The organism is Micromonospora sp. S-DT3-3-22 (assembly GCF_015354745.1).
Classification (GTDB): domain Bacteria; phylum Actinomycetota; class Actinomycetes; order Mycobacteriales; family Micromonosporaceae; genus Micromonospora; species Micromonospora wenchangensis.
The window spans coordinates 33,719-55,783 of record NZ_JACGMO010000037.1 but is presented as its reverse complement, the minus strand read 5'-3'; the positions used below and the strand labels follow the sequence as shown (position 1 = coordinate 55,783).

Genomic DNA, 22,065 nt, shown 5'->3' with positions numbered 1-22,065 from the left:
CCCGGACGTCGCCGAGATCGTCTCGGTGGCCGCCGCAGCGGTCGCCCCCGGGGTGGCCGCCGGCGCGCGGGGCGCGGGATCCGTGCCGGGCACCGCCGGCACGGCGGCGAGAATGCCCAGGCAGTTCACGAAAACCGCGAGGGCCCTGTGGTGTCGTCTCGATGCAGGCATACCAACGAACCTCCGGAGCCGACGTTATGAGCGGGGACCCTCCGGGCGGGTACGAAGCGCCGAACCCCGCCCGCAGCGCCGACCGATGGCCTACGCTGCGCCGACGTCCCGGTGGTCGACGGGTGACGGCGGGCGTGGGGATAGATTGGCCGGGTGCGTATCGCTCGTTTCGCTCATGCCAAGGGAATGTCGTTCGGGGTCGTCGAGGGCGAGCCGGAGGCCGGGCCGCAGGGCCTGACCGTCGCCGAGATCGAGGGCCACCCGTTCGGGCAGATCCAGTTCTCCGGTGCCCGCTGGGCGCTCTCCGACGTGCGGCTGCTGTCGCCGATCCTGCCCAGCAAGGTGGTCTGTGTGGGGCGTAACTACGCCGAGCACGCCGCCGAGCACGGCAACGAGGTCCCGAAGGAGCCGCTGCTCTTCCTCAAGCCGTCCACCTCGGTGATCGGCCCCCGGGACGCCATCCGGCTGCCGATCTTCTCCAAGCAGGTGGAGCACGAGGCCGAACTGGCCGTGGTGATCGGCGCGCCGGGCGCCCGGCGCGCCGACCGGGCCACCGCCGCGAAGGCCGTCTTCGGCTACACCTGCGCCAACGACGTCACCGCGCGGGACCTCCAGCGTTCCGACTCGCAGTGGACCCGGGCCAAGGGCTTCGACTCGTTCTGCCCCATCGGCCCCTGGATCACCACCGGTCTCGACGTCTCCGACCTGGAGGTGCGCTGCGAGGTGGGGCGCAACCCGGACGAGATGGAGGTCCGTCAGCTCGGCCGGACCAAGGACATGGTCTTCGACGTGCCGGCGCTGGTGTCGTACATCTCGCACGTGATGACGCTGCTGCCCGGGGACGTGGTGCTGACCGGCACCCCGGCCGGGGTTAGTCCGCTCACGGACGGGGATACGGTCACCGTACGGATCGAGGGGATCGGCGAGCTCACCAACTCGGTGGTGCCGGTCGCCTGACCCGTACGACACCCCTGTTTCCGCAGCTCAAGTGCGGTTTGGGGGATTGGATTTGGCCTGTTGGCGCGGGGAGGGTAAAGTTCCTTCCCGGCGCCACAAGGGGCCAATGGGGTATGGGGTAATTGGCAGCCCAACTGATTCTGGTTCAGTTAGTCTAGGTTCGAGTCCTGGTACCCCAGCGCAACCGCGGGTTCATCCGAATCCGTGGACGCTGGATTCTGACGGAGGTCGCTCCGTCCCGTCGCTGGGGCGAAGTTGATCTCTGGTAGAGTGCAGCTTCCCCGCCCGACAGGGCAGGGAAGCACGAGCTATGTTCTGGCCCCGTCGTCTAGTGGCCCAGGACGCCGCCCTCTCAAGGCGGTAGCGCCGGTTCGAATCCGGTCGGGGCTACAACGCTGACAGCCCGTCCCACTTCGGTTGGGGCGGGCTTCTCCGCGTCCCGGGGAAGCGGCCCCCTCCCGTGCGTGTGGCCGGGTCCGCGTGGCTGGCCCGCCTCTGTGGCGATGTTGCGCCATCCCGGCCACCCGGACACCCCTACTTCGCCACCCGGGCGCCGGCCCCGTCGGGGTGCCGACCCCCGTCTCGGGGGCCGGATGCCGGTGCCGTTAGACTAATGCCGCACCGCCCCAACGGGGTGGTGAAGCAGGAAAAGTGCCTGGCCCCGTCGTCTAGTGGCCCAGGACGCCGCCCTCTCAAGGCGGTAGCGCCGGTTCGAATCCGGTCGGGGCTACCACACGATCGGCCCGTCTCGCCCCGCGAGGCGGGCCGATCGCCGTTCCCCCTCGTTCCCGGCCATCTCCCCCGCCCCGCCCCACCGGTCTCGCCCGGGTGATCAAGAGGTTTGCGTCACTTGATCAAGAGGTTAGCGTCACTTTGATCTCTGAACACGACGCAAACTTCTTGATCACCGGGGCGGGGTGGGGGTGGGGGCAGAGAGGGGGAGGGGAGGTCAGAGGCCGGAGAGGCGTTGGCCGGCGCGGACGACGGCCATGGCGTGCCGTTCGCCGGGGCGGCGGCCGAGGCGCTCGATCGGGCCGGAGATGCTGATCGAGGCGATCACCCGGCCGGTGCGGTCCCGGATCGGCGCGGAGACGCTCGCCACACCGGCCTCCCGTTCGGCGACGCTCTGCGCCCAGCCCCGGCGGCGTACCTCGGCGAGGGTGCGGCCGGTGAACTTGGACCGGGGCAGCAGCGGCATGACCGCCTCGGGCGGCTCCCAGGCGAGCAGGATCTGCGCGGCGGAACCGGCCGTCATGGGCAGCACCGAGCCGACCGGCACGGTGTCCCGCAGGCCGCTGGCCCGCTCGGCGGCGGCCACGCAGACCCGCTCGTCGGCCCGGCGCAGGTAGAGTTGGGCGCTCTCCCCGGTGGCGTCGCGCAGCGCGGCGAGCAGCGGCTCGGCGGCGGTCAGCAGGACGTCCGGGGCGGCGTTGGCCAGTTCACCGAGCCGGGGCCCGGGACGCCATCGCCCCTGGGTGTCCCGGACCAGCATCCGGTGGATCTCCAGGGCCTGGGCCAGCCGGTGTGCGGTGGCTCGGGGCAGCTTGGTGCGTTCAACGAGTTCGGCCAGGCTGGCGCCGTCGACACAGGCGGCCAGGATGACCACCGCCTTGTCGAGGACGCCGACACCGCTCATACTGTGTCCCACAAGCCGAAATTTACCTCCCAGAATTTAGGATGTCCAGATGGTGGGAGTCACTCAACCGAGGACCCTGGCCGAGAAGGTCTGGGACGCGCACGTCGTACGGACCGCCGCGGGCGAGCCGGACCTGCTCTACATCGACCTGCACCTGCTGCACGAGGTGACCAGCCCGCAGGCGTTCGACGGGCTGCGCCTGGCCGGCCGGCAGGTCCGTCGCCCCGATCTCACGCTCGCGACCGAGGACCACAACACCCCGACCGGGTACGACGATCCCGCGTTCCGGCTGCGCCGGGGCGACCTGCTGACGATCGCGGACCCGACCTCGCGTACCCAGATCGAGACGTTGCGCCGCAACTGTGCCGAGTTCGGCCTGCGGCTGCACCCCCTGGGCGACGAGAACCAGGGCATCGTGCACGTGATCGGCCCCCAGCTGGGCGTCACCCAGCCCGGCATGACGATCGTCTGTGGCGATTCGCACACCGCCACCCACGGCGCGTTCGGGGCGCTGGCCTTCGGCATCGGCACCAGTGAGGTCGAACACGTCCTGGCCACCCAGACCCTGCCGCAGGCCCGCCCGAAGACCATGGCGGTCAACGTCACCGGCCGGCTCGGCCCCGGCGTCACCGCCAAGGACCTGGTCCTCGCGCTGATCGCCCAGGTGGGCACGGGCGGCGGACGCGGCCACATCGTGGAGTACCGGGGCGAGGCCATCCGGGCGCTGTCCATGGAGGGCCGGATGACGGTGGCGAACATGTCCATCGAGTGGGGCGCCAAGGCGGGCCTGATCGCGCCGGACGAGACCACCTTCGCGTACCTCAAGGGCCGGCCGCACGCGCCGGCCGGGGCCGACTGGGACGCGGCGCTGGCCTACTGGCGGACGCTGCCCACCGACGACGGCGCGACCTTCGACGCCGAGGTGACCCTGGACGCCTCCCGGATCACCCCGTTCGTCACCTGGGGCACCAACCCGGGCCAGGGCGCCCCGCTCGGCGCGGCCGTGCCGGACCCGGAGGACTTCACCACCGACGCCGAGCGGACCGCCGCGCGCCGGGCCCTGGAGTACATGGACCTGACCCCGGGCACCCCGCTGCGTGACCTCGCCGTCGACGTGGTGTTCGTCGGTTCCTGCACCAACGGCCGGCTGGAGGACCTGCGGGCCGCCGCCGACGTGCTGCGCGGCCACCGGGTCGCCGACGGGGTACGGATGCTGGTGGTGCCCGGCTCCGCCGCCGTGCGGGAGGCCGCCGAGGCGGAGGGCCTGGACAAGGTCTTCGCCGACGCCGGAGCGGAGTGGCGGTTCGCCGGCTGCTCGATGTGCCTGGGCATGAACCCGGACACGCTGAAGCCGGGCGAGCGTTCGGCCTCGACCTCCAACCGCAACTTCGAGGGCCGGCAGGGCCGGGGCGGGCGTACCCACCTGGTGTCGCCGCCGGTCGCCGCCGCCACCGCCGTGACCGGCCGGCTCGCCGCCCCGGCCGATCTGTAGAAGGGCAGCCGAGAGATGGACAAGTTCACCACCCACACCGGCACCGCCGTGCCGCTGCGCCGTTCCAATGTGGACACCGATCAGATCATCCCGGCCGTGTACCTCAAGCGGGTGACCCGTACCGGCTTCGCCGACGGACTGTTCAACGCCTGGCGGGAGGACCCGGGGTTCGTGCTCAACGACCCCGTCCGGGCCGGGGCGTCGATCCTGGTGGCCGGGCCGGAGTTCGGCACCGGGTCGTCCCGGGAGCACGCCGTCTGGGCGCTGCGCGACTGGGGTTTCCAGGCGGTCATCTCGCCCCGGTTCGGGGACATCTTCCGGGGCAACGCGCTCAAGGAGGGCCTGCTTCCGGTCGAGCTGGAGCTGGCCGTGGTCGAGCAGATCTGGGACTGGGTGGAGGCCGACCCGGCCACCCCGGTCACCGTCGACCTGACCACCCGTGAGGTCCGCCTCGGGGAGTCCACCTGGCCGTTCCCGCTCGACGACCACAGCCGCTGGCGGCTGATGGAGGGCCTCGACGACATTGGACTCACCCTGCGGCACCTCGCCGACATCGAGGCGTACGAGGCGGGCCGGCCGTCGTTCGCGCCCGCCGTGCGCTAGCCGTACGCCCGACCACGGCACGCATTTCATCCGACCACCGCGCGGTTTTCGCCCCCACCGGTTCATCCGGTGGGGGCGAATCCGTTACGACACAAGGGCTTTTTTCCACCGAATGTTTGTGTCCAGGCAGCACAGGGCATACGGTGCGCGCAGAATGGCTCGCGTCGAGTCAGTTGCACAATCGGGAGGAAGTCGTGAACAAGGCCGAGCTCATCGAGGCGCTCGCCGCTCGCCTGGGGGACCGCAAGTCGGCGACGGCGGCGCTCGACGCGGTCCTCGCCGAGGTCCAGGCGGCGGTCACCAAGGGCGACAAAGTGGCGATCACCGGTTTCGGATCGTTCGAAAAGCGTGTCCGGGCGGCGCGAACAGCGCGCAACCCGCGTACCGGTGAGGCGGTGAAGGTCAAGAAGACATCCGTCCCGGCCTTCAAGCCGGGCGCCGGTTTCAAGGAGATGGTGGCCACCGGCAAGGTGCCGAAGACCGCTGCTCCGGCGAAGAAGACCACCACCACGGCGGCCGCCAAGGCCACCGGCACGAAGGCCACCGCCGCCAAGGCGACCGGCACCAAGGCCACCGCCGCGAAGGCGACCGGTGCCAAGGCGACGGCCGCCAAGGCGACGGGGACGAAGGCCACCGGGGCGAAGGCGACCGCCGCCAAGAAGACGACGGCGACCGCGGCCCGCAAGACCACGGCGGGTGCCACCAAGGCCACCGCCGCTACCAAGGCGGCCACCAAGAAGGCCACGCCGGCCAAGAAGACCGCCACGGCGACCAAGGCGACCACCGCCCGCACCCCGGCGGCCAAGAAGGCCACCGCGGCCAAGAGCACGGCCGCCAAGGCGACCACCGCCAAGAAGGCACCGGCCAAGAAGGCGCCGGCCCGTAAGACGGCCGCCAAGCGCTGACACCGGGTACGACCGGGACGGGCGTCCACCAGCACGGTGGACGCCCGTCCGCGTGTTCAGAACCGGTCGGCGGCGAACAGCCGGTCGGCGGTGAAGGCGAGCAGCCAGCCGCCGCCCTTGGCGGTGCCGAAGTCGTCGTCGCGCCCCGCCAGCCGGGCCAACGCGCCCGGGATCACCTTGCCCTGGCTGCACACCCCGACCGGCTGCCCGGCGGCGGCCAGCTCGACCAGCCGGCCGGCGGCGGCCAACGCGCACTCGTCGACCTGCTGGCCCGGCCGCGGCTCGTCGAAGTCGCCGCACACCTCGATCGGCAGGTCCAGCGCGGCGGCCGCCGGACCGAGGGTCTGTACGCACCGGCGGGGCGAGGCCGACAGCAGCCGTACCGGCCGGACCAGGGCGACCAGCGGGGCCAGCGCCCGCGACTGGGCGACCCCCTCGGCGTCCAACGGGCGACCGGTGTCCGGCCCCGACCAGGTGGCCCGCTTGCCGGCGTGCGCGTGCCGTACCAGGGCCACGGTGCCGGTGACCGCCGGCAGGGCGGCGAACGCGGTCAGCACGTGCGCGTCGTGCGGGTAGCTCACCCGTTCGACCGCCGCGTCGACGTCGAGCCAGCACACGTCGTCGACCTCGGTGTCCGGCTGGAACCCGCCGGTGCCCACGGCCCGCATCGACCAGTAGTCGACCGCCTTCGGCCGGCCCTCGCTGCGGTACCGCACGGTGGGCAGGCGGACCTGCGGCACCGCCCGTACGTCGGACTCCTCGGCCACCTCACGGACGGCGGCCAGCAGCGGATGCTCACCCCGTTCCAGCTTGCCCTTGGGCAGCGACCAGTCGCCGTAGCGGGGCCGGTGCACGAGGCAGACCTCGACCCCGCCACCGTCGGCGGGTCGCCACGCCACCCCACCGGCCGCCCGGATACCGACCGGTTCCTCGTCCACCATCTGGTCACCCTACGTCCGTGGAATCCTCCGTACCGGTCGCCCGCCCTGAGCACCGCGGCAGCCCGGGGGATCAGCCGGCGGAACCGCCCACCCGGCGCAACAGCAGTTCCTGCAGGTCGTGCAGCGGCTCCTCCGGGGTGCCGGTCCGCCGGCTCCAGCTGCCGTCGGCGGCCAGCTCGAACGCGTCCACGTCCGGGCTCATCGCGGTGGTCATCACCTGGTCCAGCTCGGCGCGGGCGACCGGGTCGCTGACCTGCACCAGCGCCTCCACCCGGCGGTCGAGGTTGCGGTGCATCAGGTCGGCCGACCCCATCCAGAACTCGGCGTCGCCGTTGTTGCCGAACCGGAAGATCCGCGAGTGTTCCAGGAACCGGCCGAGGATCGAGCGGACCCGGATGTTCTCCGACAGCCCCGGCACCCCCGGGCGCAGCGTGCACATCCCCCGGATCAGCAGGTCCACGTGCACGCCGGCCTGCGACGCCCGGTAGAGCGCGTCGGTGATCTCCTCGTCGACAAGCGAGTTCACCTTGAACTGCACCAGCCCCGGCATGCCCAGCCGGACGTGCGCGATCTCCCGCTCGATCCGCTCCACCAGCCCGCTGCGGATGCCCTGCGGGGCCACCAGCAGCCGCCGGTACGCGGTCTGCCGGCTGTAGCCGGTGAGCACGTTGAACAGGTCGGTCAGGTCGGCGCCGATCTCCGGGTCGGCGGTGAGCACGCCGAAGTCCTCGTACAGTCGGGCGGTCTTGGGGTGGTAGTTGCCGGTGCCGATGTGGCAGTACCGGCGGATCTGGTTGCCCTCCTGGCGCACCACCAGGGCGGTCTTGCAGTGCGTCTTGAGCCCGACCAGGCCGTAGACGACGTGGCAGCCGGCCCGTTCCAGGGTGCGCGCCCAGCCGATGTTCGCCACCTCGTCGAAGCGGGCCTTCAGCTCCACCAGCACCACCACCTGCTTGCCGGCGGCGGCGGCGTCGACCAGCGCGTCGACGATCGGGGAGTCCCCGCTGGTGCGGTAGAGGGTCTGCTTGATGGCCAGCACGTTCGGGTCGGCGGCGGCCTGCTCGACGAAGCGCTGCACGCTGGTCGCGAACGAGTGGTACGGGTGGTGCACCAGCACGTCGCCGTCGCGCAGGGTGGCGAAGACGCTGCGCGGCACCTCGCCCTCGGCCAGCCGGGGATGGGTGGCCGGCACGAACGGCTTGTCCTTCAGGTCGGGGCGGTCCGCCTCGCCGTAGAGCTGCCACAGCGCCGACAGGTCCAGCAGGCCGGGCACCCGCAGCACGTCGTGGTCGTCCATGTCCAGCTCGCGGACGAGCAGCTCCAGCATGTGGTCGGAGATGGAGGCGGCGACCTCCAGCCGGACCGGGGGGCCGAAGCGTCGCCGGGCCAGCTCCCGCTCCAACGCCTGGAGCAGGTCCTCGTCGCGGTCCTCGTCGACCTCCACCTCGGCGTTGCGGGTGACCCGGAACAGGTGGCACTCGACCACCTGCATGCCGGAGAAGAGCTGTCCCAGGTGCACCGAGATGAGGTCCTCCACGGGCAGCATCCGCAGCCCCGGCTGGTCCCGGCCCACCCGGACGAAGCGGGGCACGTTGTTGGGCACCTTCACCCGGGCGAACAGCTCCGAACCGCCGTCGGGGTCCCGGACCGCCACGGCCAGGTTCAGCGACCGCCCGGAGATGTACGGGAACGGGTGGGCCGGGTCCACCGCGAGCGGGGTGAGCACCGGGAAGATGTGTTCCCGGAAGTAGGTGCGCAGCCGCTCCCGCTCCGGGTCGTCCAGCTCCGCCCAGCGGGTGATGCGGATGTCCTCCCGGGCCAGCTGCGGCAGCAGGTCGTCGACGAAGCAGGCGGCCTGCCGGGCGACCAGCCCGGCGGCGCACTCGGTGATCCGCTCCAGCTGGGTACGCAGCGGCAGCCGGTCCCCGCCGCGTACCGGCAGGCCGGCGGAGAGCCGCCGCTTGAGCCCGGCCACCCGCACCATGTAGAACTCGTCGAGGTTGCTGGCGAAGATGGCCAGGAACTTCGCCCGTTCCAGCAGCGGCGTGCGCGGGTCCTCGGCCAGGGCCAGCACCCGGCCGTTGAAGTCGAGCCAGGACAGCTCCCGGTTGAGGAACCGGTCCGCCGGCAGCGGCGCGACGGCGGGCGGCCCGTCGCTCGTCGACCCCGCACCGGTGGCCGTGCCGTCGGCGGGACGGTCGTCGGTGTCGAGCACCTCGTCCAGCCCGGCGGAGGCCCCGGCGGCGCTGGCGCCGGGGGAGTCGGGGGCGGTGGCGGAGACCTCCTCCGGGGCGCGGCGGGTGCGGGAACCGGTGCGACGGCGGGTGCCGTTGCGGGTCGGGTCGGCGGCGGCGGACGGGCTGGTGGGGTGCTCGCGAGGGGTGCTCACCCGCTCATAATCACCCGATTACGGTTAACGCAAAATGAACTTGGGCCGCGTTGTTCAGACCATCGTCGGCAACGTCACCCGGACGACCCCGCCGTCCGGATCGGTGTGCACCGTCAACCGTTGGCCGAGGCGGAGCAGCCGCAGCCCGGAGGCGTCGAAGGCACGGGCCGGGAAGGGCAGCTCGGTGCCGTCGTCGAGGAGCAGCACACCGGTGCGGCTCTGCGCGTCGAAGGTCGCCACGGTGCCCTGCATGCCAGCACCGTACACCGGCCGGCCGGTGCGGGGCCGACGGGCGGCGCGGCCGGGGGCTGCCGGGAGAACGCCGGTCAGCGCGCCGGTCGCCGGGCCGAGACCGAGCCGGGCCGCGTCGGCCAGGTCGGCGGCGGTGTCCACGTCGCGGCGCAGGCTCGGCCAGACGCCCGGCAGCGGCACCGCCCCGGAGGCCAGGTGCGCCGCCGCCGACCCGGCCCCGAACCGGGGCGCAAGCGGCACCCCGGGGGGTGTGGTGAGCAGCACGGTGCCGGTGCCGGGGGCGTCGGCCACGAACCGGCGTACCCCCGGCGGGCCGGAGGTGACCGCGTGCAGCGCGGCGGCCAGTTCGGCCGGGCGCAGCGCCGGCAGGTCGGCGGTGAGGGCGGCCAGCCAGTTCCGGCCGTCGTCGGCCGCCGCCACCTCCACGCCGTGCCGCAGGGCGGCGTTCAACCCGGCGTCCGGGCGGTCCGGCACCACCCGCGCGCCCGCCGCGCCGACCGTCGCCGCCACCTGCGGGTCGACGGTGACCACCAGCACCTCGGCCACCGCCGGGCAGGCCAGCGCCGCGCCGACCGTGTCGGCCACCAGCGCCAGCGCCAGCTCCTCGTGCGGTACGGCCGGCAGCGCTCCCCGCAACCGGCTCTTCGCCGCGCGGAGCCGCTTCACCGGCACCACCGCCACCCACCTCGCCTGGCCCACGTCGCCAATCCTGCCAGCGGCGGCGGCGGTACCCGCACTGGCCGTACCCGGGACGAGCAGGCATGATTTCCGCTGCGGGCACGCAACGGTGGGGGTGCGGCACGCGGGTGGGGCGACGAGGAGGCACGGTGGCACGGCGCAGGCTGGGTTTCTGGCGACGGTTCGCCGTGGCGCTGGTCAAGCCCGTGATGCTGGCCTGGACCCGACGCACCTGGCACGGTGTCGAGCAACTGCGCCGCCCCGGGGGCGTCATCATCGTGCCCAACCACATCTCGCACGCCGACCCGCTGGTCTGCGCCCACTTCATCTACGACGCCGGCCGGTGGCCGCAGTTCCTCGGCAAGGCCAGCGTGTTCCGGGTGCCGGTGGTCGGCTACATCCTGCACCGCTGCCGGCAGATCCCGGTGGAACGGGAGACCGCCACCGCGGTCAAGTCGCTGGACCGGCTGGTCGCCGCACTGGACGCCGGAGGCGCGGTGGTGATCTATCCGGAGGGCACCATCACCCGGGAGCCGCAGCTGTGGCCGATGAAGGGCAAGACCGGGGCGGCCCGGCTGGCCCTGGCCACCGGCGCACCGGTGGTCCCGGTGGTGATGTGGGGTCCGGAACGTCTCTTCGACCCACGGACCAGCCGGGTGGGCCTGCGGCCCCGGACCCCGGTGACGGTGCTGGCCGGCCCGCCGGTCGACCTGGACCGGTGGGCGGGGGCCACCCCCAGCCGGGTGGTGCTGGAGGAGATGACCGACCAGATCATGCTGACCCTGCGGGACCTGCTCGCCGGCGTCCGGGGTGGCACACCGCCGCCGCTGTGGGAACGTCCCGTCCGTCCGCGTACTCCCGAGGGGACCGAATGAGCGAGTGGATCGACCGGCGCGACGCAGGGGCAGGGGTGGCGTGAGCGGGCACGTGGCGGTGCTGGGGGCCGGTTCCTGGGGGACGGCGTTCGCCAAGATCCTCGCCGACGCCGGTCGGGAGGTGACCATCCTCGCCCGGCGCGAGCAGGTCGCCGAGGCGATCCGCGTCCACCGGCGCAACCCCGACTACCTGCCGGAGCTGCGGCTGCCCGACCGGGTCACCGCGACGGGCGACGCGGCGAAGGCGATCTCCGGCGCGGAACTGGTGGTGCTGTCGGTGCCGTCGCAGACGCTGCGCGGCAACCTCGCCGAGTGGGCCGGCCACCTCGCCCCGGACGCCACCCTCGTCTCCCTGATGAAGGGGATCGAGCTGGGCACCACCCGACGGATGAGCGAGGTGATCGTGGAGACGGCCCGGGTCACCCCGGACCGGGTGGTGGTGGTCTCCGGCCCCAACCTGGCCCCCGAGATCGCCGTCGAACAGCCGGCCGCGACGGTGGTCGCCGGCACCGACGCCCGCCGCGCCGAACTGGTGCAGCAGTCGATCCGCACCCCGTACTTCCGGCCGTACACCAACGACGACGTGATCGGCTGCGAGCTGGGCGGGGCGGTCAAGAACGTGATCGCCCTGTCGTACGGGATCGCCACCGCGATGGGCTTCGGCGACAACACCCGGGCCATGCTGATGACCCGGGGGCTGGCCGAGACCGCCCGGCTCGGGGTGGCGCTCGGCGCCGACCCGATCACCTTCGCCGGCCTGGCCGGGATGGGTGACCTGGTGGCCTCCTGCTCGTCGCCGCTGGCCCGCAACCGCACCTTCGGCGAGCACCTGGGCCGGGGGGAGACGCTGGAGCAGGCGCAGGCGGCCACCCGGCAGACCGCCGAGGGCGTGAAGAGCTGCCTGGCCATCCGGGACCTGGCCCGCGCGCACGGGGTGGAGATGCCGATCACCGAACAGATCGAACGGATCTGCCACGAGGGGATGGACCCGAGACTCGCGGTGGACGCCCTGATGAGCCGGACCGCCAAGCCGGAGTCGTACGAGTGAGCGGCCGGCCGACCGGGCCCGGCGACCCGGCGAACCACTGGCACGACGGCACCCGGTGCGTGCACGCCGGGCTGCCCGAGCCGGAGCCGGGGCAGCCGTTCCTGCCCGGCCCGGTCTTCGCCGCGCCCTACCACCTCGACCCGTGGCAGGGGCCGGCCGCGACCCCGAACGGCTACGGCCGCCCCGACAATCCGACCCGGCGGCTGCTGGAGGCGGCCATCGGCGAGTTGGAGGGTGGCGACTGCCGGGTCTTCGCCTCCGGTCAGGCCGCCATCACCGGGCTGCTGCTGGCCGTGCTGCGCCCCGGCGACACCGTGCTGCTGCCCGCCGACGGGTACTTCCCGGTCCGGGCGTTCGCCACCGCCACCCTCGCCGGGCTGGGGGTACGGGTCGGGTTCGTGCCCACCGCCGGGCCGTACCCGTCGTTCGACGGGGTCCGCCTGGTGCTGCTGGAGACCCCGGCGAACCCGGGCCTGGACGTGGCCGACATCACCGCCGTGGCCGACGCGGCGCACGCGGCCGGCGCGTTGGTGGCGGTGGACAACACCACCGCCACCCCGCTCGGGCAGCGGCCGTTGGACCTCGGCGCGGACCTGGTGGTCGCCTCCGGCACCAAGGCGTTGACCGGCCACTCCGATCTGCTGCTCGGCTACGTGGCGTCCCGGTCGGCGGAGCTGCTGGAGACGGTGACCGGGTGGCGCACCACAACCGGCGCGGTGCCCGGGGCGTTCGACGCCTGGCTGGCCCACCGTTCGCTGGCCACCCTGGACCTGCGGCTGGCCCGGCAGTCCGCCAATGCGGCGGCCCTGGCCGAACTGCTCGCCGGCCGGCCCGACGTGACCGGGCTGCGCTGGCCGGGCCGCCCGGAGGACCCGGCGTACCCGGTGGCGTCGCGGCAGCTGCGCCGGATACCGGGGGTGCTCTCGTTCGACCTCGGCGACGCCGACCGGGTGGCCCGGTTCGTCGCCGCGTCCCGGCTGGTCGCCGCCGCGACCTCGTTCGGTGGCCTGCACACCAGCGCCGACCGGCGGGCGCAGTGGGGCGACGACACCGCCCCCGGGTTCGTCCGGCTCTCCTGCGGGGTGGAGGACACCGCCGACCTGGTCGCCGACGTGACCGCCGCACTGGACAGCGCGGGGGCGGCCGGTCCGCTATCGTGATGCCGGCCCGCACGGGCCCCGACCGGAGGAGGTGAGTCCGATCCACCAGACGTCAGGACCGGCGCTCCCCGTCGAGTCCCGTCGCTGCGGCAACGGAGTCCCGTCGCCACGGTAGCGACGGTGGGAGCGCCGACGTGCGCTCCCGAAAGGCATCACCATGGCATCCGATCCGTTCCCCCACGACCCCGCCGCTCTCGTCGCCCGGCTGCGCGCCGCCGGCTGCGTCTACGCCGAGGACGAGGCCGCGCTGCTCACCGCCGCCGCCGACTCGCCGCAGGCGCTCGCCGCCCTCACCGACCGGCGGATCGCCGGTGAACCGTTGGAACACCTGCTGGGCTGGGCCGAGTTCTGCGGCCGACGGGTCGCCGTCGACCCGGGGGTGTTCGTCCCCCGGGCCCGGACCGCGCTGCTGGTGGAGGCCGCCGCGTCGGTCGCCGGGCCGGCCCCGGCGCTGGTCGACCTCTGCTGCGGGTCGGGGGCGATCAGCGTCGCGCTGGTCGACCGGCTCGCCCCGCGCTGGCTCGCTGCGGTCGACGTGGACCCGGCCGCCGTCGCCTGCGCCCGCCGCAACCTGGCCGGCCGGGACGTCACCGTGGTGCAGGGCGACCTGTACGACCCGCTGCCGGCGCACTGGCGGGGCCGGCTGGACGTGGTGGTCGCCAACGCCCCGTACGTGCCGACGCCGGCGGTGGCGCTGCTGCCGCCGGAGGCCCGGCTGCACGAGGCGTCGGTGGCGTTGGACGGGGGCGTGGACGGGCTGGCCGTGCTGCGTCGGGTCGCCACGGGTGCGGTCGACTGGCTGCGACCCGGCGGTCACCTGGTGGTGGAGGTCAGCGCCGGGCAGGCCGAGGCGCTCGGTGCCGCGATGACCGACCTGGGGTTGCTGCCGACGGTCCTGCACGCCGACCGGTGGGACGCGACAGGAGTTCTGGCCCGCCGACCGGAGTGAGCCGCCGCGCCGGCCCCGTGCTGCCGAGCCGGCGCGGGGCCGGTCGCCCCTCCCGGGTCCGGTCGCCCCTCCCGGGAGGGCGGTCGGTCGGCGGGATTGCCGCACGTGGGGCGTGACGGGCGGTGGGAACGGGAACTAACCTCGCAGCAGGCCCGGTCGGAGGTGGCGGATGGTCAGCGTGGACGTGCCGGTGGTGGTCGGCCTCGACAACGGTGGCACCAGCAACAACGCCACGGTGCTCCGCCTGGACGGCCGGTTCCTGGTCGACGGGTTGGTGGAGACCCCCAGCGAGGTGACCGCCGGCCCGCAGGCGGCCATCGAGGCGCTGGCCGGCGCGTTCGACGGGGTGCTGGCACACGTCGGCGTTTCCCCCGGCCAGGTCCGGGCGGTCGGGTTGGACACCCCCGGCCCGGCCAGCGCGACCGGTGTCATCTCGTCGCGGGGCTCGACGAACTTCGCCCAGCCCGCCTGGCACGGCTTCGACGTGCGTGGCGCGCTGGAGCGGCGGCTCGGGCTGCCGGTGGTCTACCACAACGACGGCAACGCCGCCGCGCTCTACGCCCACCACGTCCACTTCGGAGCGGACGCGGCGACCCGGTCGTCGGTGGCGGCGATCGTCGGCACCGGCCTCGGTGGCGCGGTGGTGGTCGACGGCCGGGTGGTCACCGGGGCGGCCGGGATGGCCGGCGAGTTCGGTCACGTGCACATCCCGCTGGCCGGGCTGCTCGCCCCCGACCAGCCCGAACCGCGTTGCGCCTGCGGTTTCGCCGGGGACGCGGAGAGCGTCGCCTCGCTGACCGCGATCCGGCGCAACCTGCTGCCGTACTGGCTGTCCCGGTATCCGGGGCACCCGCTGGCGCAGGAGCCGCCCGAGCGGGCCGCCACCCTGCTGCGCGGGTACGCCGAGCGGGGCGACGCGCTGGCCCGGCAGGTCTTCGCCCAGCAGGCGGCGGCGCTCGGCCGGCTGTTCACCATCGCGGCCAACTTCACCGATCCGCACGCGTACTTCGTCGGCGGCGGGGTGGTGGAGGCGGCACCGGAGTTCCGGGACTGGTTCCTCGACACCGTCCGCGCGCACACCGTGCTGCGGGAGGAGCAGGCCGCACTGGCGACCTTCGCGCTGGTGCCGGACCGGGACATGGCCGGTGCGCGCGGGGTGGCCATCGCCGCCGCCGAGGCGGTCCGGCCCGCCGCGACCCCGGCCGACTGACCCGGCTCCGCCCCGCACCCGCCGTGACGGGGTGCGGGGCGGAGCCGGGGTGGTCAGCGGCGCGGCGGGGCGGTGGCGAAGGCGGACCAGGCGGCGGGCGGGAAGAGCAGCACCGGGCCGCCCGGGTCCTTGGAGTCGCGGACCGCGACCCGGCCCGGCAGCGACGCCAGCTCGACGCAGGCCCCCTCGTCCCCGCTGTGGCTGCTCTTGCGCCAGGCGGCCCCGGACAGGGCCCCGCCGATCGTCGGTGTCATCGGTCTCCTACCGTCCCTTCATCAGTTGCACGAGTTGGTCGCGGCTGTCGGCCGGGCTGAGCGCGACGGTCCGCAGGTGTTCCATGATCTTGGTGCAGGTACGCAGGTCACCCGGCCGGTCCAGGACCATCTGGCCGGCGACCGTCTCCACCGAGGCGATCAGCGGGTCCTCCGGGTCGGCGAACTCCAGGATGTGCAGCGAGCCCCGGGTGCCCCGGTGGTAGCCGGCGGCGAGCGGGATCACCTGGACGGTGACGTTCGGCAGCTCCGAGGTCTTGAGCAGGTGGCTGAGCTGCGCCTGCATCACCGTCCGGTCGCCCACCGGACGCAGCAGCGCGCCCTCGTCGATGATCGCGTCGAAGATCGGCGGTTCGGCGGCGGTGATCCGCTGTTGCCGGTCCAGCCGGAGCTTGACCCGCTGCTCGACCTGCTCGTCGGTGAGGGTGTGCGGCCCGCCCCGCATCACGCCCCGGATGTAGTCGGCGGTCTGGAGCAGACCCGGGACGATGGACGGTTCGAAGTTGGCGATCGCGGTGGCCTCGGCCTCCAGCGCGATGAAGTCGATGGTGCGTTTGTCGAGCAGGTGGGAGTAGGGCACCCACCAGCCGGGCTTGCGGGTGTCCTTGGCCAGCTGGACCGCGGCGGCGATCTCGTCGGGCCGGACCCCGTAGAGGCTGAGCAGCGCGCGGACGGTGGCCGGGCTGACCAGCGTCTGCGCGTTCTCGTAGCGGCTGAGCGTGCTGCGGGTGCTGTTGATCTCGTCGGCGGCGGCCTCCAGGGTGAGGCCGGCCGCTTCCCGGTGGGCGCGCAGGGCGATGCCCAGGCGGCGAGCCCGGGCGGTCTTCGGTGCCATACGTCGATGGTGACACAGGTCTATGGGAAGACGTGCATGAGAGAAGGTGCGATGAGAGTTGCATTCACGCCTGTGCACCTGTCAATCTGTAACGGAGTCCTCACCAGCGGTTGTCGTGGCGACGGCGATGGTGAGTGACCGGAGGGGATGAGGCGCGTGGCGATCGGGTTTACTCCCCCGTTCCCGATCGCCACGTGCCGCCGCCGCATGCGTCGAGAAAGGACTTCCAACAGTGAGGGGTCTGATGACGGCGATGACGCGGTTCCTGGTGGTGCTCAGTGACGTCCGGCCGGTGGAGACGTCCACCCGCGACGAGCGGGCCCGGCCCGAGCGCCGGCGGCAGGTGGTCGGCGCCAACAGCCGGGAGGCCGCCGACCGGATAGCCGGGGCGTTCATGGCCCTGGGCATGGTCCGGGCCGGACGGCAGCGGGTGAAGGTGATCGCGGTCGGCCGGGGGCGCGGCTACCGCCCCCACCGGCCCTGAAAGTCACTTACCGTATCGGGTCGGATGACCGTTTGCGAGGGTCGCTCGCTTCCTGCCGGGTATCACCATCGGTCCGCCGCAACCCACAGTAAGGTCAGTCGGGTGAGCGCAACTGACGGCTCCGCAGTCGCGTACCGAGAGGTGACCCGAGTGACCACCCCAGGCAAGACCCGCGTGGCGATCGTGTTCGGCGGACGCAGCCCCGAGCACGGCATCTCCTGCGTCAGCGCGGGCAGCGTGCTCGGCGCGCTCGACCCCGACGAGTACGACGTGGTGCCGGTCGGTATCACCCGGCAGGGCCAGTGGGTGCTGACCAGCGGGGACCCGGGCGAGCTGGCGATCCGGGCGCGCAGGCTCCCGGAGGTCACCGCCGGCACCGGGACCGAGGTGGTGCTCCGCGCCGACCCCACCGCCGGTGGCCTGCTGGTGCTCGACCCGGCCGAGGGCCCCCGCGCGCTCGCCGACGTGGACGTGGTCTTCCCGGTGCTGCACGGCGCGTACGGCGAGGACGGCACCATCCAGGGCATGCTGGAGATGGCCGACATCCCGTACGTCGGCGCGAACGTCTTCGCCTCCGCCGCCGCCATGGACAAGGAGTTCACCAAGAAACTCTGTGCCGCCGAGGGCATCCCGGTCGGCCCCTACGCGGTGCTGCGCAACGGGATGACCCTCAGCGAGACCGACAAGCAGCGGCTGGGCCTGCCGGTCTTCGTCAAGCCGTCCCGGGCCGGCTCGTCGTTCGGTATCACCCGGGTCGACGACTGGGCGCGGCTCGACGACGCCGTCGCCGTCGCCCGGGAGATCGACACCAAGGTGCTCGTCGAGGCCGCGGTCGTCGGCCGGGAGATCGAGTGTGGCGTGCTGGAGGGCGAGGCCGGCGGTGCGCCCGAGGCGTCCGTGCTGGCCGAGGTGCGGATGGTCGGCGACCGCGAGTGGTACGACTTCGAGGCCAAGTACCTCTTCGCCGACGAGGTCTGCGAGTACGACGTCCCCGCCGTCCTGCCCGACCGGGTCACCCAGCAGGTCCAGGAGTACGCCACCCGCGCCTTCACCGCGCTGGACTGCTCCGGCCTGGCCCGGGTCGACTTCTTCGTCACCGCCGACCTGGACGTCTACCTCAACGAGATCAACACGATGCCCGGGTTCACCCCGACGTCGATGTTCCCCCGGATGTGGGCGGCCAGCGGCCTGGAGTACCCCAAGCTGGTCAACCGGCTGATCCGGACGGCCCTGCACCGGCACTGACCGCCGCGCCGGCCGCCGTCCCGCCGCCGGCGTCCGGGCCCGTGCCCCACCGTCGGCCCACCTCGTCGTCGCCCCCGTCCGGACGGGGGCGACGACCGGCGTGTCCCGGGTCGTCCGGGGGGCCCCGGTCGGGGTGCCGAACGCGATCCGTCGCATATCCCAGGGTTGAAAAAATCGACGTCGGTTATGGCGTCGACGGGCGGGCGGCACGGATTCCTGACAATTGTCGTCCGTCATTGTGATCAATAGTTGGACCTCAATATGCTGCCGGAGTTCGGATAGGTGTAAGGGCAGAGGAGGTCCTCTTGAAATCCGCTCTGCGTTGGTCGGTGGGTGCCGGTGCCGCATTCACCCTCATTCTGGCCGGTGCGCCGGCAGCCGAGGCGAATTCGACCACGGTCGACCAGAAAGGAAACATCACCGCGATCGCCCGCACCCTCGACGGGCGGGCGATCACCAACGAGAAAATCGCGAAGGAGGTCGCCGACTTCTGGACCCCGGAACGCATGGCGTCCGCCGTGGACCTGGACTTCCCGAAGTCGGCCGGGGCCGGCACGTCGTCGAACCGCGCGCCGAAGCCCACCGGTCCGGCCGGCACCGTCGCTCCGGTGGCCCCGAGCATCGCCAGCGGCCCCCGGACGATGCTGAACGAGGCGGTGACCGTCGGCAAGGTCTACTTCACCGTCCCCGGTGGCGGCACCGCCTCCTGCTCGGCCAGCACCGTCGCCAGCACCAAGCGGCGGCTCGTGGTGACCGCCGGCCACTGTGTGCACCAGGGTGCCGGCGGTGGGTGGTACTCCAACTGGCAGTTCGTCCCCCGGTACCGCAACGGTGTGCGGCCGTTCGGAACCTTCGTCGCCTACAGCCTCTCCACCCGGGGCGCATGGGCCAGTTCGTCGAGCTACGCCGAGGACATGGGCATCGCGGTGATGTCCAACGGCGGCACGTACAACGCCAAGGTCGTCGACACCGTCGGCGGCAACGGGCTGCGCTGGAACTGGGGCTACTCCGTGGCGGTCACCGCACTGGGCTACCCGTCCAATCTCGGCGGCGGCGAGAGCCAGCAGTACTGCCAGAGCACGACCTGGGACGCCGGTGGCCAGCAGATCCGGATGTACTGCAACATGACCTACGGTTCCAGCGGCGGGCCCTGGTTGCAGGAATACAACGACTCGATCGGTGCCGGCTACATCAACAGCACCGTCAGCCATGGCGACAATCCGGGTAACGGGCAATTCGACGGCCCCTACTACGACGACGACATCAAGAGCCTGTACGACTACGCCGAAGCCGGCTCTCCCGCGTAAATTCACCCTCCCCGCACCGGAGCCCCGGCCGACGGCCGGGGCTCCGGTCTGTTTTCGGGGCCGGGAAATGCGCCTGTCGGGTCGATTCAGCGGTATTCCGTCGCCCGGACACCGCTGTTTCGGCCCAACGGCGGGGCGTCGCCCGGTCGGTCAGGGGGTGGCGAGCACCTCGCGGAGCTTCGCGGCGAACTCCCGGGGCCTGCCGGCGTAGCCGGCGTGACCGCCGAGGAAGCCGCCGTGGTGGCTCGGGAACACCGTCGCCTCCTGGCCGAGCAGGTGGGCGGTGCCGACGGCCGTCCGGGCGGTGTACGTCCCGGTCGACTCCTCGCCGACCGCGATGACGATCCGGGTCGGTGCGGCGGTGAGCGCCGCCGCGTCGGGGCGGTAGTCGGTGACCGGCCACGAGTTCTTCGACAGCAGCGGATCGTCCCGGCTGCCGTCGTCGTCGGTGGGCAGGCCGAACGTCGCCGGGTCGGGCGCGGGCCGGGCGAAGTAGGCGTCGGTGAACTCGCCCTGCCACGACGTCATCGCGATGAACGCGGCCATCCCCGCGCCGGTGCCCCTCGCCTGGTACGCCTCGTGGAAGGCGGCCCGCGCGCGCTCGGCGGCGGCGGCGTCGGGCAGCACGGCGTTGACGGGCGGCTCGTGCGCCACCAGCGTGACGACGTCGTTGGGATGGGCCGCGACCAGGGCGAGCGCGGTCACCGCACCGCCGCTGCTGGCGAACATGTCGACCGGGCCGGCGTCGAGCGCCCCGATCAGGTGGTGCAGGTCGTCGGCCTGCTGCCGGGGTGTGTGCTCGGACCGGCCGTCGGTGCGGACGCTGCGGCCCAGGCCGCGCGGATCGTAGGTGACGACCGTACGGTCGGCGAACTGGGCGGCGAGCGCGTCGAAGCCCTCGGCTGTCATCGGCTGGCCGATCATGACCAGGGCGGGACGCCCGTCGGCCGGGGGGAGCGGGCCACGGACGTCGTAGACCAGTTCCACCCCCGGCAGGGTGAGCGTGTGCGTCGTCGGCATGACGCCGAGCCTACGGCCGACCCCCGACACCGTTCGGCGGTCAGGGGCGGCGTGACCCCCGGATGAACTGGTCGACCGCGGTCCGGGTGATCCCGTCGAGCAGGTCGGGTGCGACCAGGTTGCCGTTGACCAGGGTGGCGATGCCCTGCAACGTGGCGAACAGCACGATGCCGGCGCGGTCCGGGGGGCCGGGTTCCAGCACCCCCTGGGCCTGCCCCTCGGCGATCAGGTCGTGCATCAGCCCGAACGGTCCGGCGGCGGCCGCGGCGAGGTGCTCGGCCCCCTCGCGGTGCTTGCCGGTGAACATCAGCTCCAGCAGGGCGGCGTCCTCGGTGGCGAACCGTAGGTAGGCGGCAGCCATGGCGTGCAGGCGCGGCCCGAAGTCCGTCCCGGCGGCGGCGAGCGCGGCGCGCAGTTCGGCGTGCAGCCGGGCGAACCCGGCCTCGGCGAGGGCGTCCAGCAGCGCCTGCCGGTCGGCGAAGTGCCGGCGCGGCGCGGCGTGGCTGACGCCCGCCTCCCGGGCCAGTTCGCGCAGCGAGAGCTGCCCCGCGCCGTGCTGGCGCAGGCTGCGCTCGGCGGCGGCGAGCAGCGTCGACCGCAGGTTTCCATGGTGGTACGCGGGCACGGGGGCCATCGTAGCCCGAAAAATGTCGCCGTTGCCGACATTGTTGTCGCCGTATACATTGTTTCCCATGACAACATTCACGACCGCCCAGATCCCCGCCCTGACCGGCCGTACCGTCGTCGTGACCGGCGCGAACAGCGGCATCGGCCGGGTCGCCGCAAAGGCGCTCGCCGCCCGGGGCGCCCGGGTCGTGCTCGCCGTCCGCGACCCCGCCAAGGGCGCCGCCGCCGCTGCGGGCATGACCGGCGACGTCGAGGTACGCCGGCTCGACCTGGCCGACCTCGCCTCCGTCCGCGCCTTCGCCGAGGGCTGCGCCGGGCCGATCGACCTGCTGATCAACAACGCCGGCGTGATGATCCCGCCGCCGAGCCGGACCGCCGACGGGTTCGAGCTCCAGTTCGGCACCAACCACCTCGGGCACTTCGCGCTCACCAACCTGCTGCTGCCACGGATCCGGGGGCGGGTGGTCACCGTCGCCTCCTCCGCGCACCGGGCCGGAAAGATCGACTTCGCCGACCTGAACTGGGAGCGCCGCCCCTACCGGCCGTTCCCCGCGTACGCCCAGTCGAAGCTGGCGAACCTGCTGTTCACCGCCGAACTGCACCGCCGCCTCACCGAGGCCGGCTCGCCGGTGCTGGCGACCGCCGCCCATCCCGGCCTGGCCGCCACCAACCTGCTCGGGCACCTCGACCACAACCGTTCCTGGTGGAACCGGCTCCAGACGACCCTGCTCAACCGCTTCGCGCAGAGCGACGCCGACGGCGCGTCGCCCACCCTCTACGCGGCCGTGGCCGACATCCCGGGCGGCAGCTACGCCGGGCCGGACGGCCTTTTCGAAGGGCGTGGCGCGCCGAAGCTCGTCGGCCGCTCGAAGAAGGCCCGCGACGGCGCCGTCGCCCGTCGGCTGTGGGCGGTCTCCGAGGAGCTGACCGGCGTCACCTTCCCCCTGGCCGCCCAGCCCACCCGGTAGGTGACCGCCGACGGCACGGGCCGACCCCCGGCGGGCCGCTG

21 protein-coding genes, 3 tRNA genes and 1 pseudogene are annotated in these 22,065 nt (G+C 73.1%); 16 read left to right on the top strand and 9 right to left on the bottom strand.

Translation table 11 applies throughout. The features are described from left to right. The first annotated feature begins 324 nt into the window (after nucleotides 1-324). From H1A17_RS13525 to H1A17_RS13510, 4 genes are all read left to right on the top strand, one after another. A complete protein-coding gene (locus H1A17_RS13525; RefSeq protein ID WP_145918303.1) occupies nucleotides 325-1,128 on the top strand; it encodes a fumarylacetoacetate hydrolase family protein in 804 nt (267 codons plus the stop codon). A gap of 107 nt (nucleotides 1,129-1,235) precedes the next feature. Beyond that, nucleotides 1,236-1,307: transfer RNA gene (locus tag H1A17_RS13520), tRNA-Gln, on the top strand. Nucleotides 1,308-1,445: 138 nt separating this feature from the next. Beyond that, nucleotides 1,446-1,518, top strand: a tRNA-Glu gene (locus H1A17_RS13515). Nucleotides 1,519-1,785: 267 nt separating this feature from the next. Next, nucleotides 1,786-1,861, top strand: a tRNA-Glu gene (locus tag H1A17_RS13510). Nucleotides 1,862-2,077: 216 nt separating this feature from the next. On the opposite strand, the gene H1A17_RS13505 is transcribed toward H1A17_RS13510, so the two are convergent. Further along, nucleotides 2,078-2,764 (bottom strand): IclR family transcriptional regulator, encoded by a 687-nt coding sequence (locus H1A17_RS13505; protein WP_088646078.1) that lies wholly within the window; start codon nucleotides 2,762-2,764, stop codon nucleotides 2,078-2,080. Nucleotides 2,765-2,813: 49 nt separating this feature from the next. Here H1A17_RS13505 and leuC point away from each other — a divergent pair, with 49 nt between their 5' ends. The 3 genes from leuC to H1A17_RS13490 all read left to right on the top strand — a co-directional run bounded on the left by leuC (nucleotide 2,814) and on the right by H1A17_RS13490 (nucleotide 5,764). Beyond that, a complete protein-coding gene (leuC, locus tag H1A17_RS13500; protein ID WP_194822004.1) occupies nucleotides 2,814-4,256 on the top strand; it encodes a 3-isopropylmalate dehydratase large subunit in 1,443 nt (480 codons plus the stop codon). A gap of 15 nt (nucleotides 4,257-4,271) precedes the next feature. Beyond that, nucleotides 4,272-4,859, top strand: coding sequence for a 3-isopropylmalate dehydratase small subunit (gene leuD, locus H1A17_RS13495; RefSeq protein ID WP_194822003.1), 588 nt, complete (start codon nucleotides 4,272-4,274; stop codon nucleotides 4,857-4,859). A gap of 194 nt (nucleotides 4,860-5,053) precedes the next feature. Beyond that, on the top strand, nucleotides 5,054-5,764 hold the full coding sequence (locus H1A17_RS13490; protein ID WP_168222393.1) for an HU family DNA-binding protein: 711 nt from the start codon (nucleotides 5,054-5,056) through the stop codon (nucleotides 5,762-5,764). A 56-nt stretch (nucleotides 5,765-5,820) separates the two neighbouring features. Here the strand turns inward: H1A17_RS13490 and H1A17_RS13485 are convergent, their stop codons facing one another. The 4 genes and pseudogenes from H1A17_RS13485 to cofC form a co-directional block, all read right to left on the bottom strand. After that, entirely contained in the window at nucleotides 5,821-6,705 is an 885-nt protein-coding gene (locus H1A17_RS13485) for an NUDIX hydrolase (protein WP_145918307.1), read from the bottom strand. 70 nt (nucleotides 6,706-6,775) lie between these two features. Beyond that, nucleotides 6,776-9,094 carry an RNA degradosome polyphosphate kinase gene (locus H1A17_RS13480; protein ID WP_145918308.1) on the bottom strand — a complete coding sequence of 773 codons (2,319 nt, stop codon included), beginning with the start codon at nucleotides 9,092-9,094 and terminating at the stop codon, nucleotides 6,776-6,778. Nucleotides 9,095-9,148: 54 nt separating this feature from the next. After that, a complete protein-coding gene (locus tag H1A17_RS34410; protein WP_228543495.1) occupies nucleotides 9,149-9,346 on the bottom strand; it encodes a cold-shock protein in 198 nt (65 codons plus the stop codon). A 42-nt stretch (nucleotides 9,347-9,388) separates the two neighbouring features. Then, nucleotides 9,389-10,045, bottom strand: a pseudogene (gene cofC / locus H1A17_RS13475) (2-phospho-L-lactate guanylyltransferase); the annotation flags it as partial. Between the two features lie 128 nt (nucleotides 10,046-10,173). Between cofC and H1A17_RS13470 the strand changes: the two are divergent. The 5 genes from H1A17_RS13470 to H1A17_RS13450 all read left to right on the top strand — a co-directional run bounded on the left by H1A17_RS13470 (nucleotide 10,174) and on the right by H1A17_RS13450 (nucleotide 15,266). Next, entirely contained in the window at nucleotides 10,174-10,899 is a 726-nt protein-coding gene (locus H1A17_RS13470) for a 1-acyl-sn-glycerol-3-phosphate acyltransferase (RefSeq protein ID WP_145918310.1), read from the top strand. Nucleotides 10,900-10,939: 40 nt separating this feature from the next. After that, entirely contained in the window at nucleotides 10,940-11,947 is a 1,008-nt protein-coding gene (locus H1A17_RS13465) for an NAD(P)H-dependent glycerol-3-phosphate dehydrogenase (RefSeq protein ID WP_145918311.1), read from the top strand. Further along, nucleotides 11,944-13,107 (top strand): cystathionine gamma-lyase, encoded by a 1,164-nt coding sequence (locus H1A17_RS13460; RefSeq protein WP_194822002.1) that lies wholly within the window; start codon nucleotides 11,944-11,946, stop codon nucleotides 13,105-13,107. The genes H1A17_RS13465 and H1A17_RS13460 overlap by 4 nt, the downstream gene beginning before the upstream one ends. A gap of 157 nt (nucleotides 13,108-13,264) precedes the next feature. Further along, nucleotides 13,265-14,056 (top strand): putative protein N(5)-glutamine methyltransferase, encoded by a 792-nt coding sequence (locus tag H1A17_RS13455; RefSeq protein WP_145918313.1) that lies wholly within the window; start codon nucleotides 13,265-13,267, stop codon nucleotides 14,054-14,056. 169 nt (nucleotides 14,057-14,225) lie between these two features. After that, the gene (locus H1A17_RS13450) at nucleotides 14,226-15,266 is read left to right on the top strand and encodes an ROK family protein (protein ID WP_194822001.1); all 1,041 of its coding nucleotides are present in this window, start codon (nucleotides 14,226-14,228) and stop codon (nucleotides 15,264-15,266) included. A gap of 53 nt (nucleotides 15,267-15,319) precedes the next feature. On the opposite strand, the gene H1A17_RS13445 is transcribed toward H1A17_RS13450, so the two are convergent. Both H1A17_RS13445 and H1A17_RS13440 read right to left on the bottom strand, forming a co-directional pair. Further along, nucleotides 15,320-15,520, bottom strand: coding sequence for a DUF397 domain-containing protein (locus H1A17_RS13445; protein ID WP_145918315.1), 201 nt, complete (start codon nucleotides 15,518-15,520; stop codon nucleotides 15,320-15,322). Between the two features lie 7 nt (nucleotides 15,521-15,527). Continuing rightward, nucleotides 15,528-16,373, bottom strand: coding sequence for a helix-turn-helix transcriptional regulator (locus H1A17_RS13440; RefSeq protein WP_088646065.1), 846 nt, complete (start codon nucleotides 16,371-16,373; stop codon nucleotides 15,528-15,530). Between the two features lie 253 nt (nucleotides 16,374-16,626). Here H1A17_RS13440 and H1A17_RS13435 point away from each other — a divergent pair, with 253 nt between their 5' ends. The 3 genes from H1A17_RS13435 to H1A17_RS13425 all read left to right on the top strand — a co-directional run bounded on the left by H1A17_RS13435 (nucleotide 16,627) and on the right by H1A17_RS13425 (nucleotide 19,409). Next, nucleotides 16,627-16,857, top strand: a complete 231-nt coding sequence (locus H1A17_RS13435; RefSeq protein ID WP_145922616.1) for a hypothetical protein — start codon at nucleotides 16,627-16,629, stop codon at nucleotides 16,855-16,857. A gap of 150 nt (nucleotides 16,858-17,007) precedes the next feature. Next, the gene (locus H1A17_RS13430) at nucleotides 17,008-18,102 is read left to right on the top strand and encodes a D-alanine--D-alanine ligase family protein (protein WP_194822000.1); all 1,095 of its coding nucleotides are present in this window, start codon (nucleotides 17,008-17,010) and stop codon (nucleotides 18,100-18,102) included. A gap of 305 nt (nucleotides 18,103-18,407) precedes the next feature. Further along, on the top strand, nucleotides 18,408-19,409 hold the full coding sequence (locus H1A17_RS13425) for a serine protease (RefSeq protein ID WP_194821999.1): 1,002 nt from the start codon (nucleotides 18,408-18,410) through the stop codon (nucleotides 19,407-19,409). A gap of 150 nt (nucleotides 19,410-19,559) precedes the next feature. Here H1A17_RS13425 and H1A17_RS13420 read toward each other — a convergent pair whose 3' ends face one another. Together H1A17_RS13420 and H1A17_RS13415 are read right to left on the bottom strand one after the other, a co-directional pair. Further along, nucleotides 19,560-20,429 (bottom strand): alpha/beta fold hydrolase, encoded by an 870-nt coding sequence (locus tag H1A17_RS13420; RefSeq protein WP_145918318.1) that lies wholly within the window; start codon nucleotides 20,427-20,429, stop codon nucleotides 19,560-19,562. Between the two features lie 40 nt (nucleotides 20,430-20,469). Beyond that, nucleotides 20,470-21,063: a TetR/AcrR family transcriptional regulator gene (locus H1A17_RS13415; protein ID WP_194821998.1), complete on the bottom strand. Its 594-nt coding sequence runs from the start codon at nucleotides 21,061-21,063 to the stop codon at nucleotides 20,470-20,472. Between the two features lie 58 nt (nucleotides 21,064-21,121). Between H1A17_RS13415 and H1A17_RS13410 the strand changes: the two genes are divergently transcribed. Continuing rightward, nucleotides 21,122-22,024, top strand: a complete 903-nt coding sequence (locus tag H1A17_RS13410; RefSeq protein WP_194821997.1) for an oxidoreductase — start codon at nucleotides 21,122-21,124, stop codon at nucleotides 22,022-22,024. Nucleotides 22,025-22,065: the final 41 nt, after the last annotated feature.